General features: G+C 72.5%; 19 protein-coding genes. 12 read left to right on the forward strand and 7 right to left on the reverse strand.

The features are described from left to right. Positions 1 to 107: 107 nt before the first annotated feature. From OG310_RS13195 to OG310_RS13205, 3 genes are all read left to right on the forward strand, one after another. On the forward strand, positions 108 to 524 hold the full coding sequence (locus OG310_RS13195; protein WP_329456081.1) for a cytidine deaminase family protein: 417 nt from the start codon (positions 108 to 110) through the stop codon (positions 522 to 524). Between the two features lie 169 nt (positions 525 to 693). Beyond that, positions 694 to 1,833, forward strand: a complete 1,140-nt coding sequence (locus tag OG310_RS13200) for a C40 family peptidase (protein WP_329456082.1) — start codon at positions 694 to 696, stop codon at positions 1,831 to 1,833. A gap of 179 nt (positions 1,834 to 2,012) precedes the next feature. Continuing rightward, on the forward strand, positions 2,013 to 2,408 hold the full coding sequence (locus tag OG310_RS13205) for a hypothetical protein (protein WP_329456083.1): 396 nt from the start codon (positions 2,013 to 2,015) through the stop codon (positions 2,406 to 2,408). A gap of 235 nt (positions 2,409 to 2,643) precedes the next feature. Here the strand turns inward: OG310_RS13205 and OG310_RS13210 are convergent, their stop codons facing one another. Next, positions 2,644 to 3,135 carry a MarR family winged helix-turn-helix transcriptional regulator gene (locus OG310_RS13210; RefSeq protein ID WP_329456084.1) on the reverse strand — a complete coding sequence of 164 codons (492 nt, stop codon included), beginning with the start codon at positions 3,133 to 3,135 and terminating at the stop codon, positions 2,644 to 2,646. Positions 3,136 to 3,384: 249 nt separating this feature from the next. On the opposite strand from OG310_RS13210, the gene OG310_RS13215 reads away from it, so the two are divergent. Beyond that, positions 3,385 to 3,852, forward strand: a complete 468-nt coding sequence (locus OG310_RS13215; protein ID WP_329456085.1) for a cupin domain-containing protein — start codon at positions 3,385 to 3,387, stop codon at positions 3,850 to 3,852. Positions 3,853 to 4,297: 445 nt separating this feature from the next. Here the strand turns inward: OG310_RS13215 and OG310_RS13220 are convergent, their stop codons facing one another. Then, the gene (locus OG310_RS13220) at positions 4,298 to 4,876 is read right to left on the reverse strand and encodes a DinB family protein (RefSeq protein ID WP_329460160.1); all 579 of its coding nucleotides are present in this window, start codon (positions 4,874 to 4,876) and stop codon (positions 4,298 to 4,300) included. A 119-nt stretch (positions 4,877 to 4,995) separates the two neighbouring features. On the opposite strand from OG310_RS13220, the gene OG310_RS13225 reads away from it, so the two are divergent. The 3 genes from OG310_RS13225 (at position 4,996) to OG310_RS13235 (ending at position 8,487) form a co-directional block, all read left to right on the forward strand. Beyond that, positions 4,996 to 6,009, forward strand: a complete 1,014-nt coding sequence (locus OG310_RS13225) for a helix-turn-helix transcriptional regulator (RefSeq protein ID WP_329456086.1) — start codon at positions 4,996 to 4,998, stop codon at positions 6,007 to 6,009. A gap of 298 nt (positions 6,010 to 6,307) precedes the next feature. Beyond that, complete coding sequence (locus tag OG310_RS13230; RefSeq protein WP_329456087.1) at positions 6,308 to 7,168, forward strand: alpha/beta fold hydrolase; 861 nt, start codon at positions 6,308 to 6,310, stop codon at positions 7,166 to 7,168. A gap of 566 nt (positions 7,169 to 7,734) precedes the next feature. Further along, positions 7,735 to 8,487: a hypothetical protein gene (locus tag OG310_RS13235; RefSeq protein WP_329456088.1), complete on the forward strand. Its 753-nt coding sequence runs from the start codon at positions 7,735 to 7,737 to the stop codon at positions 8,485 to 8,487. Between the two features lie 28 nt (positions 8,488 to 8,515). On the opposite strand, the gene OG310_RS13240 is transcribed toward OG310_RS13235, so the two are convergent. Together OG310_RS13240 and OG310_RS13245 are read right to left on the reverse strand one after the other, a co-directional pair. Further along, entirely contained in the window at positions 8,516 to 9,202 is a 687-nt protein-coding gene (locus OG310_RS13240) for a response regulator transcription factor (RefSeq protein WP_329456089.1), read from the reverse strand. Between the two features lie 247 nt (positions 9,203 to 9,449). Continuing rightward, complete coding sequence (locus OG310_RS13245; protein WP_329456090.1) at positions 9,450 to 10,754, reverse strand: PspC domain-containing protein; 1,305 nt, start codon at positions 10,752 to 10,754, stop codon at positions 9,450 to 9,452. Between the two features lie 137 nt (positions 10,755 to 10,891). On the opposite strand from OG310_RS13245, the gene OG310_RS13250 reads away from it, so the two are divergent. Next, entirely contained in the window at positions 10,892 to 12,577 is a 1,686-nt protein-coding gene (locus OG310_RS13250; RefSeq protein WP_329456091.1) for a PspC domain-containing protein, read from the forward strand. A gap of 156 nt (positions 12,578 to 12,733) precedes the next feature. Here OG310_RS13250 and OG310_RS13255 read toward each other — a convergent pair whose 3' ends face one another. Together OG310_RS13255 and OG310_RS13260 are read right to left on the reverse strand one after the other, a co-directional pair. Then, a complete protein-coding gene (locus OG310_RS13255) occupies positions 12,734 to 13,273 on the reverse strand; it encodes a DoxX family protein (RefSeq protein WP_329456092.1) in 540 nt (179 codons plus the stop codon). Between the two features lie 141 nt (positions 13,274 to 13,414). Continuing rightward, positions 13,415 to 14,020 (reverse strand): TetR/AcrR family transcriptional regulator, encoded by a 606-nt coding sequence (locus tag OG310_RS13260; RefSeq protein WP_329456093.1) that lies wholly within the window; start codon positions 14,018 to 14,020, stop codon positions 13,415 to 13,417. Between the two features lie 74 nt (positions 14,021 to 14,094). On the opposite strand from OG310_RS13260, the gene OG310_RS13265 reads away from it, so the two are divergent. Beyond that, positions 14,095 to 15,186 carry a zinc-binding dehydrogenase gene (locus OG310_RS13265; RefSeq protein ID WP_329456094.1) on the forward strand — a complete coding sequence of 364 codons (1,092 nt, stop codon included), beginning with the start codon at positions 14,095 to 14,097 and terminating at the stop codon, positions 15,184 to 15,186. Here the strand turns inward: OG310_RS13265 and OG310_RS13270 are convergent. Next, positions 15,183 to 16,457: a hypothetical protein gene (locus OG310_RS13270; protein ID WP_329460161.1), complete on the reverse strand. Its 1,275-nt coding sequence runs from the start codon at positions 16,455 to 16,457 to the stop codon at positions 15,183 to 15,185. The two genes, OG310_RS13265 and OG310_RS13270, sit on opposite strands and share 4 nt — an antisense overlap. Positions 16,458 to 16,761: 304 nt before the next feature. On the opposite strand from OG310_RS13270, the gene OG310_RS13275 reads away from it, so the two are divergent. The 3 genes from OG310_RS13275 to OG310_RS13285 all read left to right on the forward strand — a co-directional run bounded on the left by OG310_RS13275 (position 16,762) and on the right by OG310_RS13285 (position 19,935). Next, the gene (locus OG310_RS13275; RefSeq protein ID WP_329456095.1) at positions 16,762 to 17,163 is read left to right on the forward strand and encodes a MerR family transcriptional regulator; all 402 of its coding nucleotides are present in this window, start codon (positions 16,762 to 16,764) and stop codon (positions 17,161 to 17,163) included. Positions 17,164 to 17,570: 407 nt separating this feature from the next. Then, a complete protein-coding gene (locus tag OG310_RS13280) occupies positions 17,571 to 17,774 on the forward strand; it encodes a cold-shock protein (RefSeq protein WP_329456096.1) in 204 nt (67 codons plus the stop codon). A 490-nt stretch (positions 17,775 to 18,264) separates the two neighbouring features. After that, positions 18,265 to 19,935, forward strand: coding sequence for a DEAD/DEAH box helicase (locus tag OG310_RS13285; protein WP_329456097.1), 1,671 nt, complete (start codon positions 18,265 to 18,267; stop codon positions 19,933 to 19,935). Positions 19,936 to 20,132: the final 197 nt, after the last annotated feature.

Below are 20,132 nucleotides of genomic sequence, written 5' to 3' on the forward strand. Positions count from 1 at the left end.
CGCGCCCGGCACCTCCGGCTCCGCACGCTGTCCCGACCGCCCCGCCCGAGTCCGCCTGCCCCCAGCGGGCAACCCCGCCCCGGCCCCGGCCCGAACTCTGGAGTCCCATGGACGAGCAGCGACACCCCGTCGACCACGAGCTGGTGGAGGCGGCCGCCCTCGTCGCGCGCACCCGCTCGCACGGCGACAACCACACCATGGCGGCAGCCGCCCGTACCCGTGAGGGCAGGATCGTGACCGGGGTGAACGTCTACCACTTCACCGGCGGGCCGTGCGCCGAGCTGGTGGCCATCGGCGCCGCCGCCACGCAGGGCTCGTACGAACTCGACACGATGGTCGCCGTCGGCGACCGCGACCGCGGAGTGGTGCCGCCGTGCGGCCGGTGCCGGCAGGTCCTTCTCGACTACTTCCCGGACCTCAGGGTCATCGTCGGCACAGGCGACGGCCTCCGAGCCGTTCCTGTACGGGAGTTGCTGCCCGAGAGCTATGTGTGGGCCGATCATCAGATGGACGGCGACGGCTGACCGACCAGAGCACCGACCGACCGGAACCCTGACCGACCGGAACGCGACAGGGAACACCATCGGTCACACAACAGCCATGGCGCACCACGGAAGGATCAGGTTCTCTCAGGTCACGCCAGTTCCCGTCTTACGAGTCCCTTCCGTGACCTGGCGGCCTAGCGTCCTGTCCATGTCCACGCACCGAAAACGCACCAAGCGCCCGCGACCGTTCGTCCTGGCCGGGGCGGTGTTCCACGGTTCCGCCGGGCGGACCGCCGCCACCGCCGCGACCCTGGCGCTCGCGGGCGCCGCATCCGCCGCCGCCTCCGGTGGCGTCGCACAGGCCGAGCCGCGGCAGACGCCCGCCCAGGTCAAGACCGAGGTCGACGGGCTGTACCAGCAGGCGGAGGCAGCGACACAGAAGTACAACGGCACGAAGGCGGACGTCGACCGGACCCGTTCGTCGCTGAACTCGCTGCGCGACGAAGCCGCCCGGACACAGGACCGGCTCAACACCGCTCGAAACGCGCTCGGTTCGGTCGTGTCGGCGCAGTACCGGTCCGGGGGTCTCGACCCGGCCCTGCAAGTGGCGTTCTCCTCCGACCCCGACACGTTCCTGGACAGCGCGTCGGTCGCGGAACGCGCGGAGTCACGCAACGCACAGGCCGTCCAAGGCGTACGCGCGCAGCTCACGCAGCTCGGCCGGCTGCACTCCACGGCGGATGGCCGGCTCACCACCCTCGCCGCGCAGCAGAAGCGACTCGCGCGCCAAAAGAGCGAGATCAACGACAAGCTCGGCGCCGCGAAAAGCCTCCTGGGCCGCCTCAGCGCACCTGAACGCGCCCGGTACGAGACAAACTCTCTGAACAGTTCCGGCGACGCGGTCGGCACGGGTTCTGCGGGCGCCTCCGCCGGCAGCGCCTCCGCCGTGCCCGCGGCGCTCCTGACATCCGCCGCACCGAGGGCGGCGACCGCCACGAACGCGCGGGCCGCCGCGGCTGTCGCGTTCGCGTACGCCGCGCTGGGCAAGCCGTATGTCTGGGGCGCGACCGGCCCGCACGCGTTCGACTGCTCCGGCCTCACCCAGGCCGCGTGGAAAGCGGCCGGCGTCTCGCTGCCCCGCACCACGTACACCCAGATCAATGCCGGCCAGCGGGTGTCGAAGTCCCAGCTGGCCCCTGGTGACCTGGTTTTCTTCTACTCGGGCGTCAGCCATGTCGGCCTGTACGTCGGCGGCGGGAAGATGATCCACGCGCCGCACCCGGGGGCCCCGGTGCGAGTGGCGCCGATCGACGAGATGCCCTTCGCGGGCGCCACCCGTCCGGCGTAGCCCCGGAGGTCAGCGCGGGACGGCCGCGTCAGGATGAGCCGAGACACCGCGTACCCACCGCACACGCATGTTCACGGGACGCCGCTCGTACGAGAGCCGCGCCTGGCCCACCGCGCATGTCGGCCGCACCGCACACGCACTGCCCGGGGAGGGGGAGCGGCCAGGAAGGGACGACAGCCGTGAGACGAGCCATCGCCGTCAGAGCGACCGGAGCGTGCCTGGCCGCCGGCTCCCTCTTCCTCCTGGCCCCCGTGGGTCCCACGCCCCGCGGCTGCGGTGACCTGACCTCGGGCCGGCTGTGCATCGACGGTCCCATCGGCGGCGCCGGCGGCTTCACGACGCGGTACACGCAGTACGACGGACGCCCGGCGGTCAACGTACGCCTCGGGTACCAGCGCAAGGACCAGCGCCTGACGGCGTTCGCCGACTGGTTCGGGACCAGGACGACGTCCCACGGCACCGCACAGCTGTCGGGCCGCCTCGCCACGGCGGCCGACGAATGCATCAGGGGCGTCCTGATGGACCCCGGTGGCCGGGCGTACGTGACCGGGTGGAGGTGCGCGCCCGCGCGATGACCCGTTGAGGGCGGCCGCTTCTTCCCCGAAGCACCGGGCCGGGCTACGAAGGCGCACCGGCGGCGGACCCGGACCCGGAGCCGCACCCGACGGGCGTCCGCCAAGGCCGTTGGCGGTCCGAGACGTCTCCCCCATCGGTTCGCGGTCCGAGAGGTCTCCCCCATCGGTTCGCGGTGCGGGACGTCCCCGGTCCGTCGAAGTCCACCGCTCGGGACTACGGCCTGTGGCTCGCGGCCTACGGCCTGCGGCGTGGTGCGGCCGAGCGCGGCGGGACGCTGCGCATGTGATCGCGGACTCGTCCGAGCACGCCACCGAGGTCGGTAATCTCCTGGCCGGACAGCGGCCCCAGCAGGAGGCGTCGCACGACCTCGACATGTCCGGGCAGGACCCTGGCGAGCAGGTCGCGGCCCGCCGGGGTGGCCGTGACGATCACGCTGCGTTCGTCGTCGCTGGAGGCCCCCCTGGTGACCAGTCCCGCCTCGCTCAGCCGGCCGATCTGGTAGGTCAGGCCGCTGCGACTGTGCACGAGGCGGTCGGCGATGTCGGTCATGCGCTCCCGCCCGTCAGGGCTCTCCCCGAGCACGGCGAGGATCTGGAACTGGGTGTGGCTGAGGCCGCCGTCGTCGCGCAACTGCTGTTCGACGGCGTGCTGGAGCATGTTGCCGACCTCCATCAGTGCGAAGTAGGCGGCCAGCTGTTCGGGATCGAGAGGCGCGGAGTCCTGCATGGGCCGATAGTACTTGCTGCGAATTCGAAGCAGAGGTACGGTTCTCACGTGCTTCGAATTCGCAGCACATGACACAGACACAGACACAGGTACGGGCGCGGGCGCGAGGTTCGGGGACAGGTTCACCGGCACCGGCACCGGCACCGAACCGCTCACGGGACGGCGGCACCCCCGCCTCCGGCCCACCGGCCCTACCGGCCCTGTCGCCCAGCGCCTTCCGCCTTCCGGCCCTCCCGCATCGGAGCAATCATGAGCATGGCGTACCTCGCACAGCCCGAACAGCAGCAGAAGCTCGAATGGCTGGACGGCGGGGTCTTCTCCGTCCTCCTCGACAGCGCAGCCACGGACGGGCAGTTGACCGTCGGACGCTTCAACGTCAGCAAGGGCGAGGCGCCCCCGTATCACGTGCACACCCGCGAGGACGAGGTGTTCATGCTGATAAAGGGCACCGCCCTCGTCTGGTCCGACGACCAGGAGATGGAGCTGTCCGAGGGCGGCATCGTCTACCTGCCCAAGAACGTCCCGCACGGCTATCGGATCACCTCCGACACCGCCGACCTGCTGATGATCGCCACCCCCGGTGGCATCGAGGGGATGTTCCGGCACGCCGGACGCGATCTCGACTCGCCCCGGCCCGAGGGCTTCCGGATCTCGCCGGAGTCGCTGGCCGAAGCGGCTGACGCCTACGGCCAGATCGTCGTGGGCCCGCCGCGCTGACCGGCACTCCGGCGGACCGGGCCACGGCGTACCCGGACCACCGACGATCCGGGCCGCCCGAGCACCCGGAGCACCCGGAGCACCGACTGTCCCGCCCGCCCGACGACCCGGGCCGCCGGAGAACCCGAGCCGCCGGAGAACCCCCGCGCCGAAGGGCTCGGACGCGCACGGGAGTCCGGCCACGACGGAAACCTGACCCCGCCGGAACACCCGGCAGCGCCAGGTCACTCGGCCCCGCCGGAACACCGGGCCGCCCCTGACCACTCCGCCCCCGACCACTCCGCCCCCGGACCACTCGGCCCCGCCAGAACACCGGGCCCCTACCGATCACTCAGCCCCGCCGGAACACCGGCCGCTCCTGACCACTCGGTAGCCCCTGCCCACTCGGCCGCGCCGGAGCGCCCGGCTCCGCTTGAGGCACCGGCCCCGGCCGCGACCGCGCCGGTCAGGTCGACTTCTGCCCGTCGAGCGTCTCGCGCAGGATGTCCGCGTGCCCTGCGTGCTGTGCCGTCTCGGCGATCATGTGCATCAGCACTCGGCGTACGCTCCACAGCGTTCCGGGCTGGTTCCAGGGCGCCTGAGGCAGCGGATGCGTCGCCGACAGGTCGGACAGGGTCGTGATGATCTCCTCGCTCCGGGCTGCGACCCGTTCGTAGCGCGCGACGATCCCGGACAGTGTCTCGCCGGGCAGCATCCGGAAGTCGTTGTCGTGGTCGATCGCCCACTGCGGGACTTCGCGTGCGGTTCCGTCCGCCATATCGGCCCATGTCACACCGTCGGGCAGATCGAATCGCATCGCGGATGGACCTTCCAGTACGAAGCGCAGCCATGCCTCCTCGATGGACGCGACGTGCTTGATCAGACCGCCCAGGCACAGCGCGCTGACCGTCGGACTCTCGGCGGCACGGTCGTCGCCCAGTTCGCGCACGGTGTTCGTCAGGGCGGATCGCGCGGCCGCGAGGGCGGCGAGCAGGTCGGCCCGCTCGGCGTCGAGGGCTGAGTCTGATGTGGTCGTGGGCGTCACGGTGTTCGGGGCCTTTCGGTCGTCCTGGACGTTGTGATGGCTCTCGTCGTTGGGCACAGGACCACCGTCGCAGAGGTAGCGGTCAGGAAGTGGCCGCTATCCGGGACACGATGGGCGGCATGCCGAAAACCTCAGCACGGCTCCTGTCGTTGCTCTCGCTCCTCCAGGCGCGGCGGGACTGGCCGGGGCAGTTGCTGGCCGAGCGTCTTCAGATCAGTCCCCGGACCGTGCGTCGCGACGTCGAGCGCCTGCGCGAACTCGGCTATCCCGTGGTCGCCACCAAGGGTCCCGACGGCGGCTACCGGCTCGACGCGGGCGCCGAACTGCCGCCGCTCCTCTTCGACGACGACCAGGCCGTCGCGCTCGCCGTCGCCCTGCGGACCGCCGCCACCACGGGCGCCGGCATCGAGGAGGCCGCCGCCCGTGCGCTGAACACCGTCCGGCAGGTCATGCCCGTACGGCTGCGTCATCGCCTCGACGCCCTGGAGGTCACCGCCGTCGAACGGGCGGGGACGCACTCGCGCCCGCGAGTCGACCCGCGCGTCCTCATGGCACTGAGTGCGGCCGTCCACGCCCGCGAAGTGCTGCGTTTCGACTACGACTCTCCCGGCCCCGCGGCCCGAACCGTCGACGGGGAAAGCCCCGTCGCGGCTCCGCGCCGGGCCGAGCCGCACCATCTCGTCACCTGGGGCGGGCGCTGGTACTTCGTCGCCTGGGACCTCGACCGCGACGGCTGGCGCACCTTCCGCGTCGACCGGATCACCCCGCGCATCCCCACGGGCCCCCGCTTCGTCCCGCGCGAACTGCCCGGCGGGGACGTGGCCGCCTTCGTCGCCGACCGGTTCCAGGGCGGCCTTGACGGCTCGGGCCCACCCTGCCGTGGTGAGGTGATCCTCCAGCTCCCGGCCTCCGTCGTCTCCGGTCACACCCCTGACGGCGTGGTCGAAGAACTCGGTCCCGACCGCTGCCGGCTCGTCCTTGCCGCGTGGTCGTGGGCCTCGCTGGCAGCGGTCGTCGGCAGGTACGACGCCGACATCCTGGTCGTCGGGCCGCCCGAACTCAGGGAGGCGTTCGCGCTGCTGGCCCGCCGTTACGCCAGAGCGGCGGCCGACAGCGCGTCCGAGTCCAGCTGATGAGGGGTACGGCCGGTGCGATGTTCTGGCGTCCGACGTGCCGACGCGGGCATGCGGGAATGTACGGGTACACACGTGGCCACCCCGATCGGCGGCCCTGCCGGCGGTAGCTCTGGCGGCTGTGGCGATGGCTCTGGCGGCTGTGGCGGTGGCTCTGGTGGCTGTGGCTGTGGCAACGGCGGCGGTGGGTGTGCGCGTGACGGCGGTGGCCCTGGGTGTACGGCGGTCGTGACTGTGGCGGGGTGGCTGCTGGGAAAATCGGTGGACCGGCCCGCGCCGGCCGTGCGACCGTCCCGGCATGCCGAGCGTGACCGAGTCGTCGGAGCCCTCCGGGGCCCACCTGTTCTTCGAGTCCTTCGACGGGACTCCCATCGGCTTCCGGCGGATCGGCACAGGGCCGCCGGTCGTCCTGGTCCACGGATCCGGCGGCGGGTCGCGCTCCTGGCATCCGGTGGCGGAACGGCTCGCCGACAGCTTCGAGTTGTGGCTGCCGGCGCGGCGCGGGTACGCCCCGAGCGGGCCGGGCCGCTCCCCGAAGGGCTTCGCCGACGAGGTGGGGGATCTCAGGGCGCTGGCCGACAGGATCGGCCGGCCCCTGCACCTGGCGGGGATGTCCTACGGCGCCACCGTCGCGCTGCACGCGGCGGCGGCCGGGCTCCCGGTCCTTTCACTGGTGCTGTGGGAGCCTCCGCTGTATGCGGCCGGTGCCGAACTGCTGCCCGTGCTCGCCCGGTTCGAGGAGCTGACCGCGCACGGTGATCGCAGGCGGGCCGACCGGCTCCTGGCCGAGAAGGTGGCCCGCCTCCCGGCCGCGTTCGTCGACCTCATGGACGCGGGTGAGCCGGCCGCCGACGTACCCGCCGACAAGCCTTCCGACGCGCCCGGTTGGTGCCGCGACCTGGAGTCGATGGCGGCCGACACGTCCGACGTGGAGCGCTGGTCCGGCGTCACCGCCCCGGTGCTGCTGATGCGAGGCGCCGACACGTGGCAGCCGATGCCCGCAACCCTCGACCGGCTCGCGGCCGCGCTGCCGGAGGTCACCCTCACGTCGTTTCCGGGCCAGACGCACTTCGCGCCGTCGGTGGTCCCCGACGCCGTCGCAGCGGAGATCGACCGCTTCCTGGCCCGCCTGTCGCACGCTCCGTCGGTCGATGCCTGACGCCCCGTCTTCTGCCTGATGTCTCATCGCAACGACGTCATCCGCCTGGCCCGAGTGGTCGCCGCTGCGGGGCTTGCCGCTGCCCGGCTCAGCAGGCGGCGGAAGTCCCGGTAGACCACGCGCCCCGTCGTGGGGAGCCCCGGAGCCCGGCCGACACCGCACCGAAACCCGAATCGAAACCCGCGCCGACGTCTCACCCGACGCCTCGTCAATCGCGTGAATCGTCACCGGAACCATGGCGAGGAACGAGGGATCGAAGCCCACCGCGCCACTCCCCCAGGCGCCCGGAACCCGTGGCACGCACGGGCGCTCGTAAAGGCCCTGGCACAGCGCCGGGGCGCGGAGCCGCCTGCGTGCGGGACCGGCGAGACGGTGTGGTGCGAGACGGTGTGGTGCGAGACCGTGTGGTGCGAACTGCACTCGTCACGGCCGTGAACAGCCGTGATTACCACGGAAGGGTCCTGCGCGCGGCGCGTCGAGGGGACATCACACCGAGGGACGAATCGCGTACCTCGTTCGCATGACGGAGGCGGCCGTGGCGGTGGTGCGTGGGCGACAGTGGCGCGGTGGATGCAGACGATCCCGCGTACCGAGTTCCCACCGGCCGTCCGGACCTGCTGGAGGAACTCCACCGCAAGCTGCCCGGCGTGGACGACCGGATCAGGCAGCTCCCGGTGCCCGCGGATCCCACGGAGTACGAGCAGATCGCGGACACCGTGTACGAGGTGTTCGTGGTGGCCCGTAACCTCGTCGCGCGCCGGAGGTCGACCGGGTGCGCCCACCATCCGAACGGACCGGTGGACCCGCTGGCGCCGACCGGCTGGGGACACTGCCTGTTGTGCAACAGCAGGCGGCGGGTCGGCCGGCCGGATGTCAGGGCCGCCGAGCCGGAGCCGCCGCGCACCTGGGAGGTTCCCCAGGCGCCGTACGACCACAAGGTGCTCGTGCTGACCATGCGTCGGATCAACGAAGCCCTCGCGGACCTGCACCTGCGCTCGGCGGACGACGCGTTCGTGCGTCTGGCCGACCTCGTCCACTCGGCCTTCATCGTCGCGCGGGAACTTTCGCGGCCACGGGCCGGCTCCGGCTGTCCGCGACACCCCGGAGCACCGGTGGACGAGGACGCTCCCGGCGGTCCGCGGTGCATGTTCTGCCAAGGCAGGGAGCGCCTGCACCGCAGCGGCCCGCCGGTCGTGGCGGTCCGGCCCAGCCGTCCGGCTCCGCAGTACCACAGGCGGCGTTCATGGCCCAAGGATCCGGACGCCGAACCGGGCGGGCATGACGCGGACCCGGGTGGGCATCAGGAGCAGCGGCCGTGAGGCGGGCCTGTGGATTGCGGCGCCGGCGTCAGACCAGGCGCCGTGCCGTCGCCCAGCGGGTGAGCTCGTGCCGGTTGGAGAGCTGGAGCTTGCGCAGGACCGCCGAGACGTGGGATTCGACCGTCTTGACCGAGATGAACAGCTGCTTCGCGATCTCCTTGTACGCGTAACCGCGCGCGATCAGCCGCAGCACTTCGCGCTCGCGCTGGGTGAGGCGGTCCAGGTCCTCGTCGAGCGGGGGCGCGTCCGTGGAGGCGAAGGCGTCCAGGACGAAGCCGGCCAGGCGCGGCGAGAAGACAGCGTCGCCCTCCTGGACGCGGAAGACGGAGTTCACCAGGTCCGTGCCGGTGATCGTCTTCGTCACGTAGCCGCGCGCACCGCCCCGGATCACCCCGATGACGTCCTCGGCCGCGTCCGACACCGACAGCGCGAGGAAGCGCACCGGATTCTCCACCGGGCCCATCAGGGGGGCGCAGCGCCGCAGTACCTCCACCCCGCCGCCGCCCGGGAGATGCACGTCGAGGAGTACGACCTCGGGGCGCGTCGCCGTGATGACCGTGACCGCCTGGTCGACGTCGGCCGCCTCACCGACGACCTCCACGCCGGTCTCCTCCGTGCGTCCGATCTCCGCCTGCACGCCCGTACGGAACATCCGGTGGTCGTCCACCAGCACGACGCGCACGTGGCGCGCCCCCACTGCGTCGTCGCTGTTCATGTCCGTCCGTCCCTCGGTCGTTTCCTGCGTGCTGTTTCCGTACCCACCGGTGCCGCGATACGGACGGTACGGCCCGTACGGCACCTGCGCGCCCTGTCCCCCGGGCCTGCCGGACACGGCGTGCCCGCCGCACGGGCCGTGCCGGGCACGGCCCGGCGCCGCGCCGTTTTCGCCATGCGCACGACGCCGGGTGCGTGCCCCCGGCACGGGCCGTGCCATGCGCCGGGTTCCGCGCGCCGTCGGGCCGTCATCCCTGCGCCCCCACGCCCGCCTCCGGTACCCGTTCCATCTCCAGCTCGACCACCGTGCCGCCCTCGGGGGCCGTCCGCAGCCGGGCCGTGCCGCCGTGCCGCTTCATTCTGCCGATGATCGACCCCCGCACGCCCATCCGGTCGTCGGGAACCGCGTCGAGATCGAAGCCGGGGCCCCGGTCGCGTACGGAGACGAAGACAGAACGTCCCTCCACCTCCGCGTACACCTGCACCGCACCGCCCTCGCCACCGTACTTCGCGGCATTGACCATCGCTTCGCGGGCGGCCTGGAGTTGCGCGTCGAGCTTCTCGTCCAGGGGGCAGTCCCCGACGACCACGATCTCGATCGGGACCCCGTGGTGGTCCTCCACCTCCGCGGCCGCCTTCTTCACCGCCTCGGCGAGGGAGTCGGGCTCCTCCGCCTCGTCCTTGCCCCGGCCCTCCGGGCGATACAGCCAGGCGCGCAGCTCCCGCTCCTGGGCGCGGGCGAGGCGCCGCACCTCGCCGCCGTCGTCGGCGTTGCGCTGGATCAGGGTGAGGGTGTGCAGGACCGAGTCGTGCACGTGCGCCGCGACTTCCGCCCGCTCCTGCGCCCTGATACGCATCAGCCGCTCCTCGGACAGGTCCTGCGTCATCCGTACGAGCCAGGGCCCGACGAGCAGGCCGACGCCGGCGACCACGGCGATCGACGCCGTGAGCACGTTGCCGAACTGGGCCGCGGAGCCTCGCACCACGACGAACACCGTCAGGCCGAGCCCCACCAGAGCGACGCCCGCGACGCCGCGCGCCGCCTGCAGGACCCGGCGGCGGCGGCCGATCTCCGTCCAGCGGGCGCGGCGCGCGTTGTCCGCCTGCCGCCAGACCAGCACCAGGCCCACGCCGATCAGCAGCATCGGCCAGATGTACCGGCCGGTGCCCGCGAGGCCCATGTTCACGTTGCCGATGAAGATGGCGGCACCGACCACGAGCGCGACCAGCGCGAAGACCTGGCCCCTGTCCGGCTTGCGGAGCTTGCGTCGGCCGTCGGGGAGGATCTCGAACATCGACTTCGGCTGGGCCGCGGACGTGCCGCCGACGCCGAGCGGGACGACGATCCAGAACACCGCGTACAGCAGGGCACCGAGGCCCTGCGCGAAGAACAGCGCGAGGAACGCGAGCCGCACCCAGACGACGGGCAGCCCGAGGTGGCCCGCGAGGCCGCGGGCCACACCGCCGAGGAAACGGCCGTCCGCGCTGCGGTACAGCTTGCGCGGTGACTGCTCCTCGGACGCGGCGGCTCGGGGCGTGGCGGCGGCTGGCATGTGTCTGATGGTCACATGGACGGGCGCGGCCGGGTACGGGTCCGGGGCCGATATCAGGGACGTCGGGGGTCAATATCAGGGATGGCCCAGGGTCGGTGCCGGTGGAGACGGGGGTGAGCTGCCGCCACCATGGACGTATGACATCCCCGCCTGAGCCGAACGGCCCCGACCGGCACGAGCCGGAGCGGGGTGGCCCGGAGCGCAGCTCCCAGGACCGCCCCGCTTCCGAGCCCCGCCAGGGGCGGCCCGGTGCCCGCGAGCAGGACGCCGCGTCCGGCTCGCGGGCACCCGGTGCCGGTCCGGCCCCGGGTGCGGGTCCGGCCGATTCCGGCGGTTCACGGACCGGCTCGCGCGCAGGTGGCTCCTGGGCCGGTGCTCCCCGGTCCGACGACTACCGGGCCGATGGGGGTTCGGACACGGCCGGGGCCGTACGGGGCGACGGCGGGGACGCCGGGAAGGACGGCGCGAGGGGCAGCGGCAAGGAGGACACCGAAGGGCGGGGTCCGCTCACGCGCAGCCCCCGGCAGAAGGTCGTCGCCGGAGTGTGCGGCGGCCTCGGCCGCTACTGCGACATCGATCCGGTCGTCTTCCGCATCATCATCGGTGTCCTGAGCGTCGCGGGCGGGCTCGGGATGATCTTCTACGGGTTCGCCTGGCTGCTGGTGCCGCAGGAGGGCGAGGAGGAGAACGAGGGACGCAAACTGCTCTCGGGCCGGGTCGAGGGCCCGGCGCTCGTCGCCGTCCTGCTCGCCCTCATCGGCTGCGGCCTGTTCCTGTCCATGCTCGGCAACGGCGGGACGCTCAGCTTCGCCGTCATGCTGACGTGCGCGGTCGTCGCGTCCGCCGTCTACTCCAAGCACCGGCGCGAGGCCGCGGCCGCCGGCGGTCCGCCCGACCCGGCCGCCGCGCACAGCGTCTCGGACGCACCGCCCGAGACGAAGGCGCCGCCCGTACCGGACAGCCCGTCATGGTGGCGGGACCCCATCATCAAGGACGGCACCACCGGGCACTACGGGAACACGTATCTGTGGGGGCCCGCGGAGGAGCCCGAGGACGTACGGCGCGGGCGTGCCCGGGCGCGGCGCGGGCGGCGCGCCGTCCGGACCGACTGGGGGTACGACGCGGCGGGAGCCACCGCATGGGCCCGGGAACCCCGGCGCACGGCTGACGTCGGCGGCTCGATCTTCTTCGCGGCGCTGGCCGCGGGTGGGCTCGGCGGCTGGCTCTCCTGGCACACGCATCCGCTGGGGGTGAGCCTGCAGATCGGGCTGGCCGCCGCGCTCGCGGTGCTGGGGCTCGGACTGGCCGTGACCTCGTTCCTCGGCCGGGCCGGCTTCGGCACGATCTTCCTGACCATCGTTGCGACACTCCTGCTCGCGGCGGCCACGGCGCTGCCCTCCGACATCAGCACGCACTGGAGCAGGCACACCTGGCGTCCCACGGCGGCGTCCGCCGTGGCCGGTTCGTACCGGCTGGGATCCGGCGTGGGGACGCTCGACCTGCGCGGCCTGACCATCCCCGCCGGCACCACGGTGCGCACGTCGGCACATGTCGGCGGCGGACGCCTCAAGGTGTTCATACCGGCGGGCACCGCGCTCGACCTGCGGGCGGGGACGACCGCGGGGGCGGTCCGGCTGCCCGGGGATGCGCCGGACGAGCTGCACATCGCGCCGAACCAGACACTGCACAGGACGTATCCGGCGGCCCCGTCGCCGATGACGTCCCGGACGTCGCCGTCGAACGCGGCGAGTGAACCCGGGACGCTCACGCTCACGCTCGATGTCGGTCTCGGAGAGGTGGAGGTGACCCGTGCGGCGTCATGAGGCGAAACCGGGACGGCTGATCGTGGGGCTCGTCGCCATCGGCACGGCGGTGCTGTACGCGGGCGACGCCGCGGGCACCTGGGAAACCGAGTGGTTCACGGCGCTCCCGCTGTTGTTCGCCGGGCTGATGGTCGCGGCGGTCGTCGGGATCCTCGTTCACCGGGTCCGGCGGCGGCGCGGGCCGAGGCCCGACCACACCGAGTCGAGCGACAGCACCGGCGCGCCGACGAGCACCAGCGGCAGCCAGGCCATCAGGTAGGCGAGGTCGTTGCCGTAGTAGTAGGGGGTGGACTGCCAACTCACGGTCAGCCAGAGGCTGAGTGAGATGAGCGCGCCACCGGCGGCGGCGACGCGGCCCAGGATGCCGAACAGCGTGCCGATGCCGACGGCCAGTTCGCCGAGTGCGATCGCGTAGCCGAACCCGCCGGGACTCTTGAGCGCGAGGTCGACGAGCGCGGGGATCGCGGCGCTGTCGCGGACGCCGCGCATCATGTCGCCGACGGAGCCGGGCCCGGTGGCATCGAAGAAGCCATGGGTGGTGAGCTTGTCGATGCCCGCGTAGATGAAGGTCACGCCGAGGAACACCCGCAGCGGCAGGAGGCCGTAGACGGGAGGTATCCCCCGCCACCCGCGGGGCCTGTCCCTGCCGCCCTCGCCCACCGTCCCCAAACTGCTCGTCCGAACGCCCTGCGCCATGGCCGGTCCGCCTTCCTGTCCACACGGATACCCACGGGCCGGTCCCGCCCGCGGGCTTCATTAGTGCATACGCAGACTGCGGCCCGGACGCTCACCCCCGGCAGGCCGAGCCGTGGTTCGGGCCGGATTCTCAGCGGGCTCTCAGACGGGTCCCGGCGACGCGGCTCCTGGGACGCGCTGGGGCAGCGCGTCGGAGCGGGCCAGGGCCCGGGCCAGGTCGGTGGTCGTCGCAAGGGTGTCGAGCGGAAGGGGCTGCGTGGCGAGGGCTCCCTCGTGCAGCACGAGCAGTCGGGTGGCGAGGGTGGCGGGCGCCACGCAGCCGGCGGCGGTGGCGAGTTCCTCGAACAGGTTGAGCAGCCAGAGCTTCTGGTCCGTGGCGATGCGGTGCGCGGGGTGCGCGGGGTCCGGGAGTTCGGCCAGCGCGTTGATGAAGGCGCAGCCGCGGGTGTTGTGCTTGTTCCAGGCCCGCAGGGCGTCGAAGGGCGCGGTGACGGCCTCGACGGGGCCCTCGCTCGCGTCGACGGCGGCGCGGACGAGTGATCGCCAGCGCTGGTCGCGTCCCGTGAGGTAGGCCGCCACGAGGTGGTCCTTCGAACCGAACCGGTTGTACAGGGTCCGCTTGGTCACGCCTGAGTGCTCCGCGATCAGATCCACGCCGACCGCGGTGATGCCGCGGTTGTAGAACAGCTCCTCGGCAGCCGCCACGATGCGTCGGCCGGCCGGTGTCATGGGCGCCGTTTCCGGCATCACGCACCTCTTCACTGATCGGTGTACGGTGGCCGAAGTTCACCGATCAGTATACCCGCGAGGAGGTTCACGCGATGAGGGTGCCCGAGACCATGCGTGCGGTGCGGATCACCGCGCACGGAGGCCCGGAGGTTCTCGAACTGACGGAGGTGGCCGTACCCGCCCCGCACGCGGGCGAGGCGCTGGTCCAGATCCGCGCGGTGGCACTGAACAACACCGACCTGTGGACCCGGGACGGTGCCTACGGCCGCCCGGAAGACCCGGAGGCCCGCTCGGGCTGGCGTGGGCCGCTCGACTTCCCGCGCATCCAGGGCGCGGACGTGGCAGGCCGCGTCGTGGCAGTCGGCGCCGGCGTGGACGACGGCCTCGTCGGCCGCCGCGTGGTCGTCGACCCGGCGATCTACGACAGCGACGGGCCGGACGCGAACCCGGTGGGCCTGATGGGGAGCGAACGTGACGGCGGTTACGCGGAGTACGTGAGCGCGCCGGCGGAGCGCGTCCACGACGTGACGGAATCCCCGCTCACGGACGATCAGCTCGCGGCGCTGCCGACCGCCTACGGCACGGCCCTCGGCATGATCGAGCGGGGCCGACTGCGGGAGGGGGAGACCGTCCTGGTCTCGGGGGCGTCCGGCGGTGTGGGCCTCGCGCTGATACAGATCGCCCGGGCGCGCGGTGCCAGGGTCCTCGCCATCAGCAGCGGATCAAAGATCGACGCCGTGCGTGAGGCGGGCGCGCACGAGGTCGTCGACCGGCGGCGGGACGTCGTCGAGCAGATCCGCGCCGCCGCCCCGCAGGGCGTCGACGTCGGCCTCGACGTCGTCGCGGGAGACCTGGTGGGTGAGGGGCTGCCGCTGCTGCGCGAGGGCGGCCGGTGGGTCGTCGCCGGTGCGCTCGGCGGGTACGGCGTGTCCTTCGACGTGCGCCGTCTCTACCTGCACAACGCTCAGGTGATCGGCTCCGCGATGCACACGCCCACGCACTTCGCCCTCCTCATGGACCTGGCCCGTCAGGCCGCGGTCCGGCCGGTCATCGCCGCGACCTTCCCCCTGGACCAGGCGGCCCGGGCGCAGGAGGAACTCGCCCGCAGGAATCACGTGGGCAAGATCGTCCTGCGTCCCCGGGCGGGTCGTCCCACGGGCGGTGGGCTCGAGGACGCGGTCTAGTCGCAGACCTCGATCACCACCGTGTTCGTCTCGACCCCGCCCGCCGTCACGACCCGTACCTCGACGGGTCCCGGCTCCACCTCCACCGGTACGGGCACGGTCAGTGCTGCGTCGGAGGGGTTCTGGAAGCCGCCGGGCACCGGGACCAGCGGAACGTGCACGTGGACGGGGCCGATCCGTACGACCATGCCCGCCAGCCGGTCCGGTGTCGCGGCGCCGGGCGGCACGAAGCCGGCGCCCCGGATCTCGATGTCGTCACCCGTCCTGATCGGCGCGTCCAGGTCGCCCGCCTCCCGGGCGCGGACCACCGAGAGCACGACGGGCCGGGTGCCCTCGGCGAACTTGCCGGCGAAGTACGTGGCGGCCGAGACCGCGACGAGGAGCGCCGGCGCCCACGGCAGGTCGGGCAGTTCGTCAGGACGGCGGGCCAGCCGTACGGCGGCGAAGACGACGGCCGCCGCGTTGACGAACACGTACTGCACGTCGGTGAAGCTGCCGCGGCGGTCGTCGTCGCAGAGCAGGTCGGCGAGGCGCGGCCGGTCCGCGCGCACCTTCTGTACGCGCCGGGCCGCGATACGCGCGGTGACGATCCGGCGGACGACGACGGCGACCGCGCACACCACGGCGAGCACGGTCAGCAGCCCGGCGCCGCGGGCGAGTCCGAGGCCGGAGACGAGCGCGTCCCGATCGGCGCCCCGGGACGCCCCGGCGAGCTGGAGGGCGAGCACGAACACCGCGAACACCGCGAGCAGCAGCCACGCGGACGCGACCGTGCGCGACGTGGACAGCCGGTTGTCGTCCCCGATCAGCGGTGCCAGGAGGCCGCCGCGCGGGCGGTGCAGGGTCGCGGCGGCGGTCAGGAGCGCGCCGAAGAAGATCCCGGCGATCAGCCCGGCCGTGCGGGCCACGCTCCATCCGGCGCCGACGGCGGTCAGCGCCTGGACGAGGACCAGGACGACCACGCCGCCCCAGACGGCGAACAGCGAGGCCCGCCACACGGCGAACAGCCAGGCGTCCCCCGCCTCCCGGGCGCGCTCCGCGACCGCCCGGGCGGTCTGGGTCAGCTCGTCCGACACCCACTGGCGCGAGGCGCTCGCGGAGTACTCGACCGCCGCGGGCAGGCCCTGCCCGGCCGCGAGCTCGTCGCGTTGCGCGAGGAACGCGGCCACGGCCCGCCGATGCCCCTCACGCGCTCCGTGCGGACACCCGCCGCAGGTGCATCCACCCTCGTGCGCCACCCCGGACCGTTCCGCAGACTCCCGCACCGCCACGCCGAACGCCACCTTCCCGCTCCGTTGCCGGCTCCCCGAACTTCCTTGTGATGAGAGGGAATTCTGCCGTACATACCGCACCACCCCGGACCGGAACGGCCATCGCCGGGTGACGAGACCGTCACGATCCGGATCGGACCGCGGGAGTCGCACCGGCGAGACCGGGCAGGATCCAAAAACTGCCGCCACGATGACAGACATGCTCGCGCCACCAGCTAGAGTTTGTTACGGGCCACAGCAACCGGCCCGGTCATGGAGACCGGCGCCGCGCGAGGCAGGCCCTGTCTTTCCGGAAGAGGTACGCATGCCGCCAGAAGCCCGGACCCGCGCGACGGGCCGGCTCGACGACGACGACTACCCGGCCTTCACCATGGGGCGGGCGGCCGAGATGATCGGCGCCACCCCGGCGTTCCTGCGCGCCATCGGTGAGGCCCGGCTGATCACTCCGCTCCGGTCCGAGGGCGGCCACCGCCGCTACTCGCGCTACCAGCTGCGCATAGCGGCCCGCGCTCGGGAGCTCGTCGACGCCGGCACCCCCGTCGAGTCGGCCTGCCGGATCATCATCCTGGAGGACCAGCTCGAAGAGGCCCTCCGCCTGAACGAGCAGCTCAGACAGGTCCCCGACGCGGAGGAGTCCGCGACGGGCCGCGGGAACCTGGGCGCCACGCGGACCAGGGAGCGCCACGAGAGCCGGAACGGCTCCTGACGAGCGAGGGGCCCGGGGCCGTGTCCACGTCGGAACGTACGGGAGTGCCCCGCGCGCCGGAGCGCAGGCGGGTGCGGCGCGGGGGCGGGGAGCGCCCGGCCGGGCCGCAGGCCCCGAATCTGTCGCAACCAGTGCAGGATTTGCGGTGGTCGGCGGTGGAAAATTTCCCTCGGCGCCGCCGCCAGTGAATCTTTCCGAGCGCATTCGCAGGTGCCGTGCTAGTGTGGAGCGCAGTTGCAGTTGTGGTTCCCAAAACTTCGAGTGCGCTTACCGGTTCTTTTTCGCCGGCGGGTGCACTTTCGTTTTTCCTGGATTTCCTGGTTCCGACCAGACCTCCGGGCGGGGCAATCACCGGCAACCCAGGGCAGCACAGTGCGGCCCTGAATTTGCCCCGAATGGAGAATATTATGGCTACCGGAACCGTGAAGTGGTTCAACTCGGAAAAGGGCTTCGGCTTCATCGAGCAGGACGGCGGCGGCGCTGACGTCTTCGCCCACTACTCGAACATCGCGGCCCAGGGCTACCGTGAGCTCCAGGAAGGCCAGAAGGTCAGCTTCGACGTCACGCAGGGCCAGAAGGGCCCGCAGGCGGAGAACATCACCCTCGCCTGACCCCTGTAGCTCGCAAGAGCGTGTTCGAGCCGGGGTTCCGGTTTTCTCACCGGAACCCCGGCTCGCCGCTTGCCCCCGCAGAAACCGGTCGTGCGTAGCGCACGGACCGTACGGGCCACGGCCACCGGCCGTCGCCCGCCCCATGCGAGCGGGCCCGCCGTCGATCGCGACGGCGCACGGCCGCCGTATCCACAGATGTACACGGCCCACCGCAACCGGAGTATCACCGGGTTCTTCATCGCCGGTGTACGGGTGGTGAGTACGCGATGCGCCGCACGGCGCGCAGGTACACACCCGTACGCACCGTATTCGCAAATATCCGCGCATACATCCAGGTCCAGGCATTGCGCCCGGCTGTACCGGCAAGAATTCGGTCCCGCATAGCGACGGGGCCATCCATCGCTGTACCCCGGCTCGTTCCTGCGAATCTTCGTACCGTTCACGGTGCCGGGAATTCCTCGATACGTGCCGCATCGAGGAAGGTTCACCCTTGAACCGGTCGCCCGGCACAAACAATCGATCCAGCAATTCTTCTTCCCGCGGGGTTCCCTCCCGTCGAGGCGGTTCCGCCGCGGGCTCCGGCTCCACGAGCCGCAGGAGCGCCCCGCGCCGCGCCGGCGCCGGTGGTGGCGGACGCAGCGGCGGAGGCCAGAACAGGGCCGTCGCCCAGCCCCGCGCCTTCACCGCTCCCGAGCCGATCACGCCCGCGCTGCCGCCCATCGAGTCCTTCGACGAAGCGGACATGCCCGCAGCGCTGCTCGCCGCGCTGACCGCGGAGGGCGTGACCGTACCGTTCCCCGTGCAGGCCGCGACGCTCCCGAACTCCCTCGCGGGTCGCGATGTCCTCGGCCGCGGCAAGACCGGCTCCGGCAAGACCCTCGCGTTCGGCCTGAGCATGCTGTCCCGCCTGGCCGACCGGCGGGCCATGCCGCGCCGGCCGCTGGCCCTCGTCCTGGTCCCCACCAGGGAACTGGCCCAGCAGGTGGCCGACGCGCTCTCCCCGTACACGAAGGTTCTGCGGCTGCGCACGGCCACGGTCGTCGGTGGCCTCTCCATCGGCCGGCAGGCGGACGCGCTGCGCTCCGGCGCCGAGATCGTCGTGGCGACGCCCGGCCGGCTGCGCGACCTCGTGGAGCGCGGCGACTGCGTGCTCTCCGACGTGACCATCAGCGTCCTGGACGAAGCCGACCAGATGGCCGACATGGGCTTCATGCCGCAGGTCACCGCCCTGGTGGACCAGGTGTCGCCGGAGGCACAGCACATGCTGTTCTCCGCGACGCTCGACGCGAACATCGACCGCCTGGTCCGGCGCTACCTGACCGACCCGGTCGTGCACATCGGCGACCCGTCCGACGGCGTGGTCAGCACGATGGAGCACCACGTGCTGCACGTACGCGACCTCGACAAGCAGGCCGTGACCATCGAGATCGCGGCCCGCGAAGGCCGGGTCCTGATGTTCCTCGACACCAAGCACGCGGCCGACCGGCTGGCGAAGAACCTGCTCAAGCAGGGTGTGCGTGCCGCCGCCCTGCACGGCGGCAAGTCCCAGTCGCAGCGCACCCGCACCCTGACGCAGTTCAAGGACGGCCTGGTGAACGTGCTGGTCGCCACGAACGTGGCGGCCCGCGGCATCCACGTCGACCAGCTGGACCTGGTCGTCAACGTCGACCCGCCGGCCGACCACAAGGACTACCTGCACCGCGGCGGCCGTACGGCGCGCGCCGGCGAGTCCGGTCTCGTCGTCACCCTCGTCGTGCCGGAGCAGCGGCGCGAGGTGGGCCGGCTGATCAACGCCGCCGGGATCACCGCCGAGACCACCCAGGTCAACTCCGGTGAGGCCGAGCTGAGCCGGATCACCGGCGCGCGGAAGCCCTCGGGTGTACCGGTGGTCATCACGCCTCCGGTGGCCCAGGCCCGCGCCGCGGGTACCGGCACTGCCTCCCGCAGCCGCAGGTCCCGCCCCGCCGGCAGCGGCGGCGGCAACGGCAACAGGCGCCGCGGCGCCGCGGGATCCGGTACGGCACGCGAGACGCACGCGGTGCCGGCACCCCGCTCACGGCGCGGTTCGTACCGCGGCGACGAGCGGCCCGCCACGGAGGCGCCCCGCACCGAGGGATCCCGTGGCGGCGAACACCGCCGCCGCCGCACCGAACGCGGCTGACACGAGCGAAGGCCGGGCGCGCCAGGACCGGGCGCCCGGCCATCGGGCCCCGGCCGCCGCGCCAGGCCCGTACACGCCACGCCTCCGTCCGCCCGGCCGCACCCGCGTCCGTCGGACACACCCCCGACAGCCCCACTCGTGCTGTCGAGCCGACGCACCACCCCCGATGACAGCTACCGCCGATCGACCCTGGTGAG

It is taken from the genome of Streptomyces sp. NBC_01497, assembly GCF_036250695.1.
Classification (GTDB): domain Bacteria; phylum Actinomycetota; class Actinomycetes; order Streptomycetales; family Streptomycetaceae; genus Streptomyces.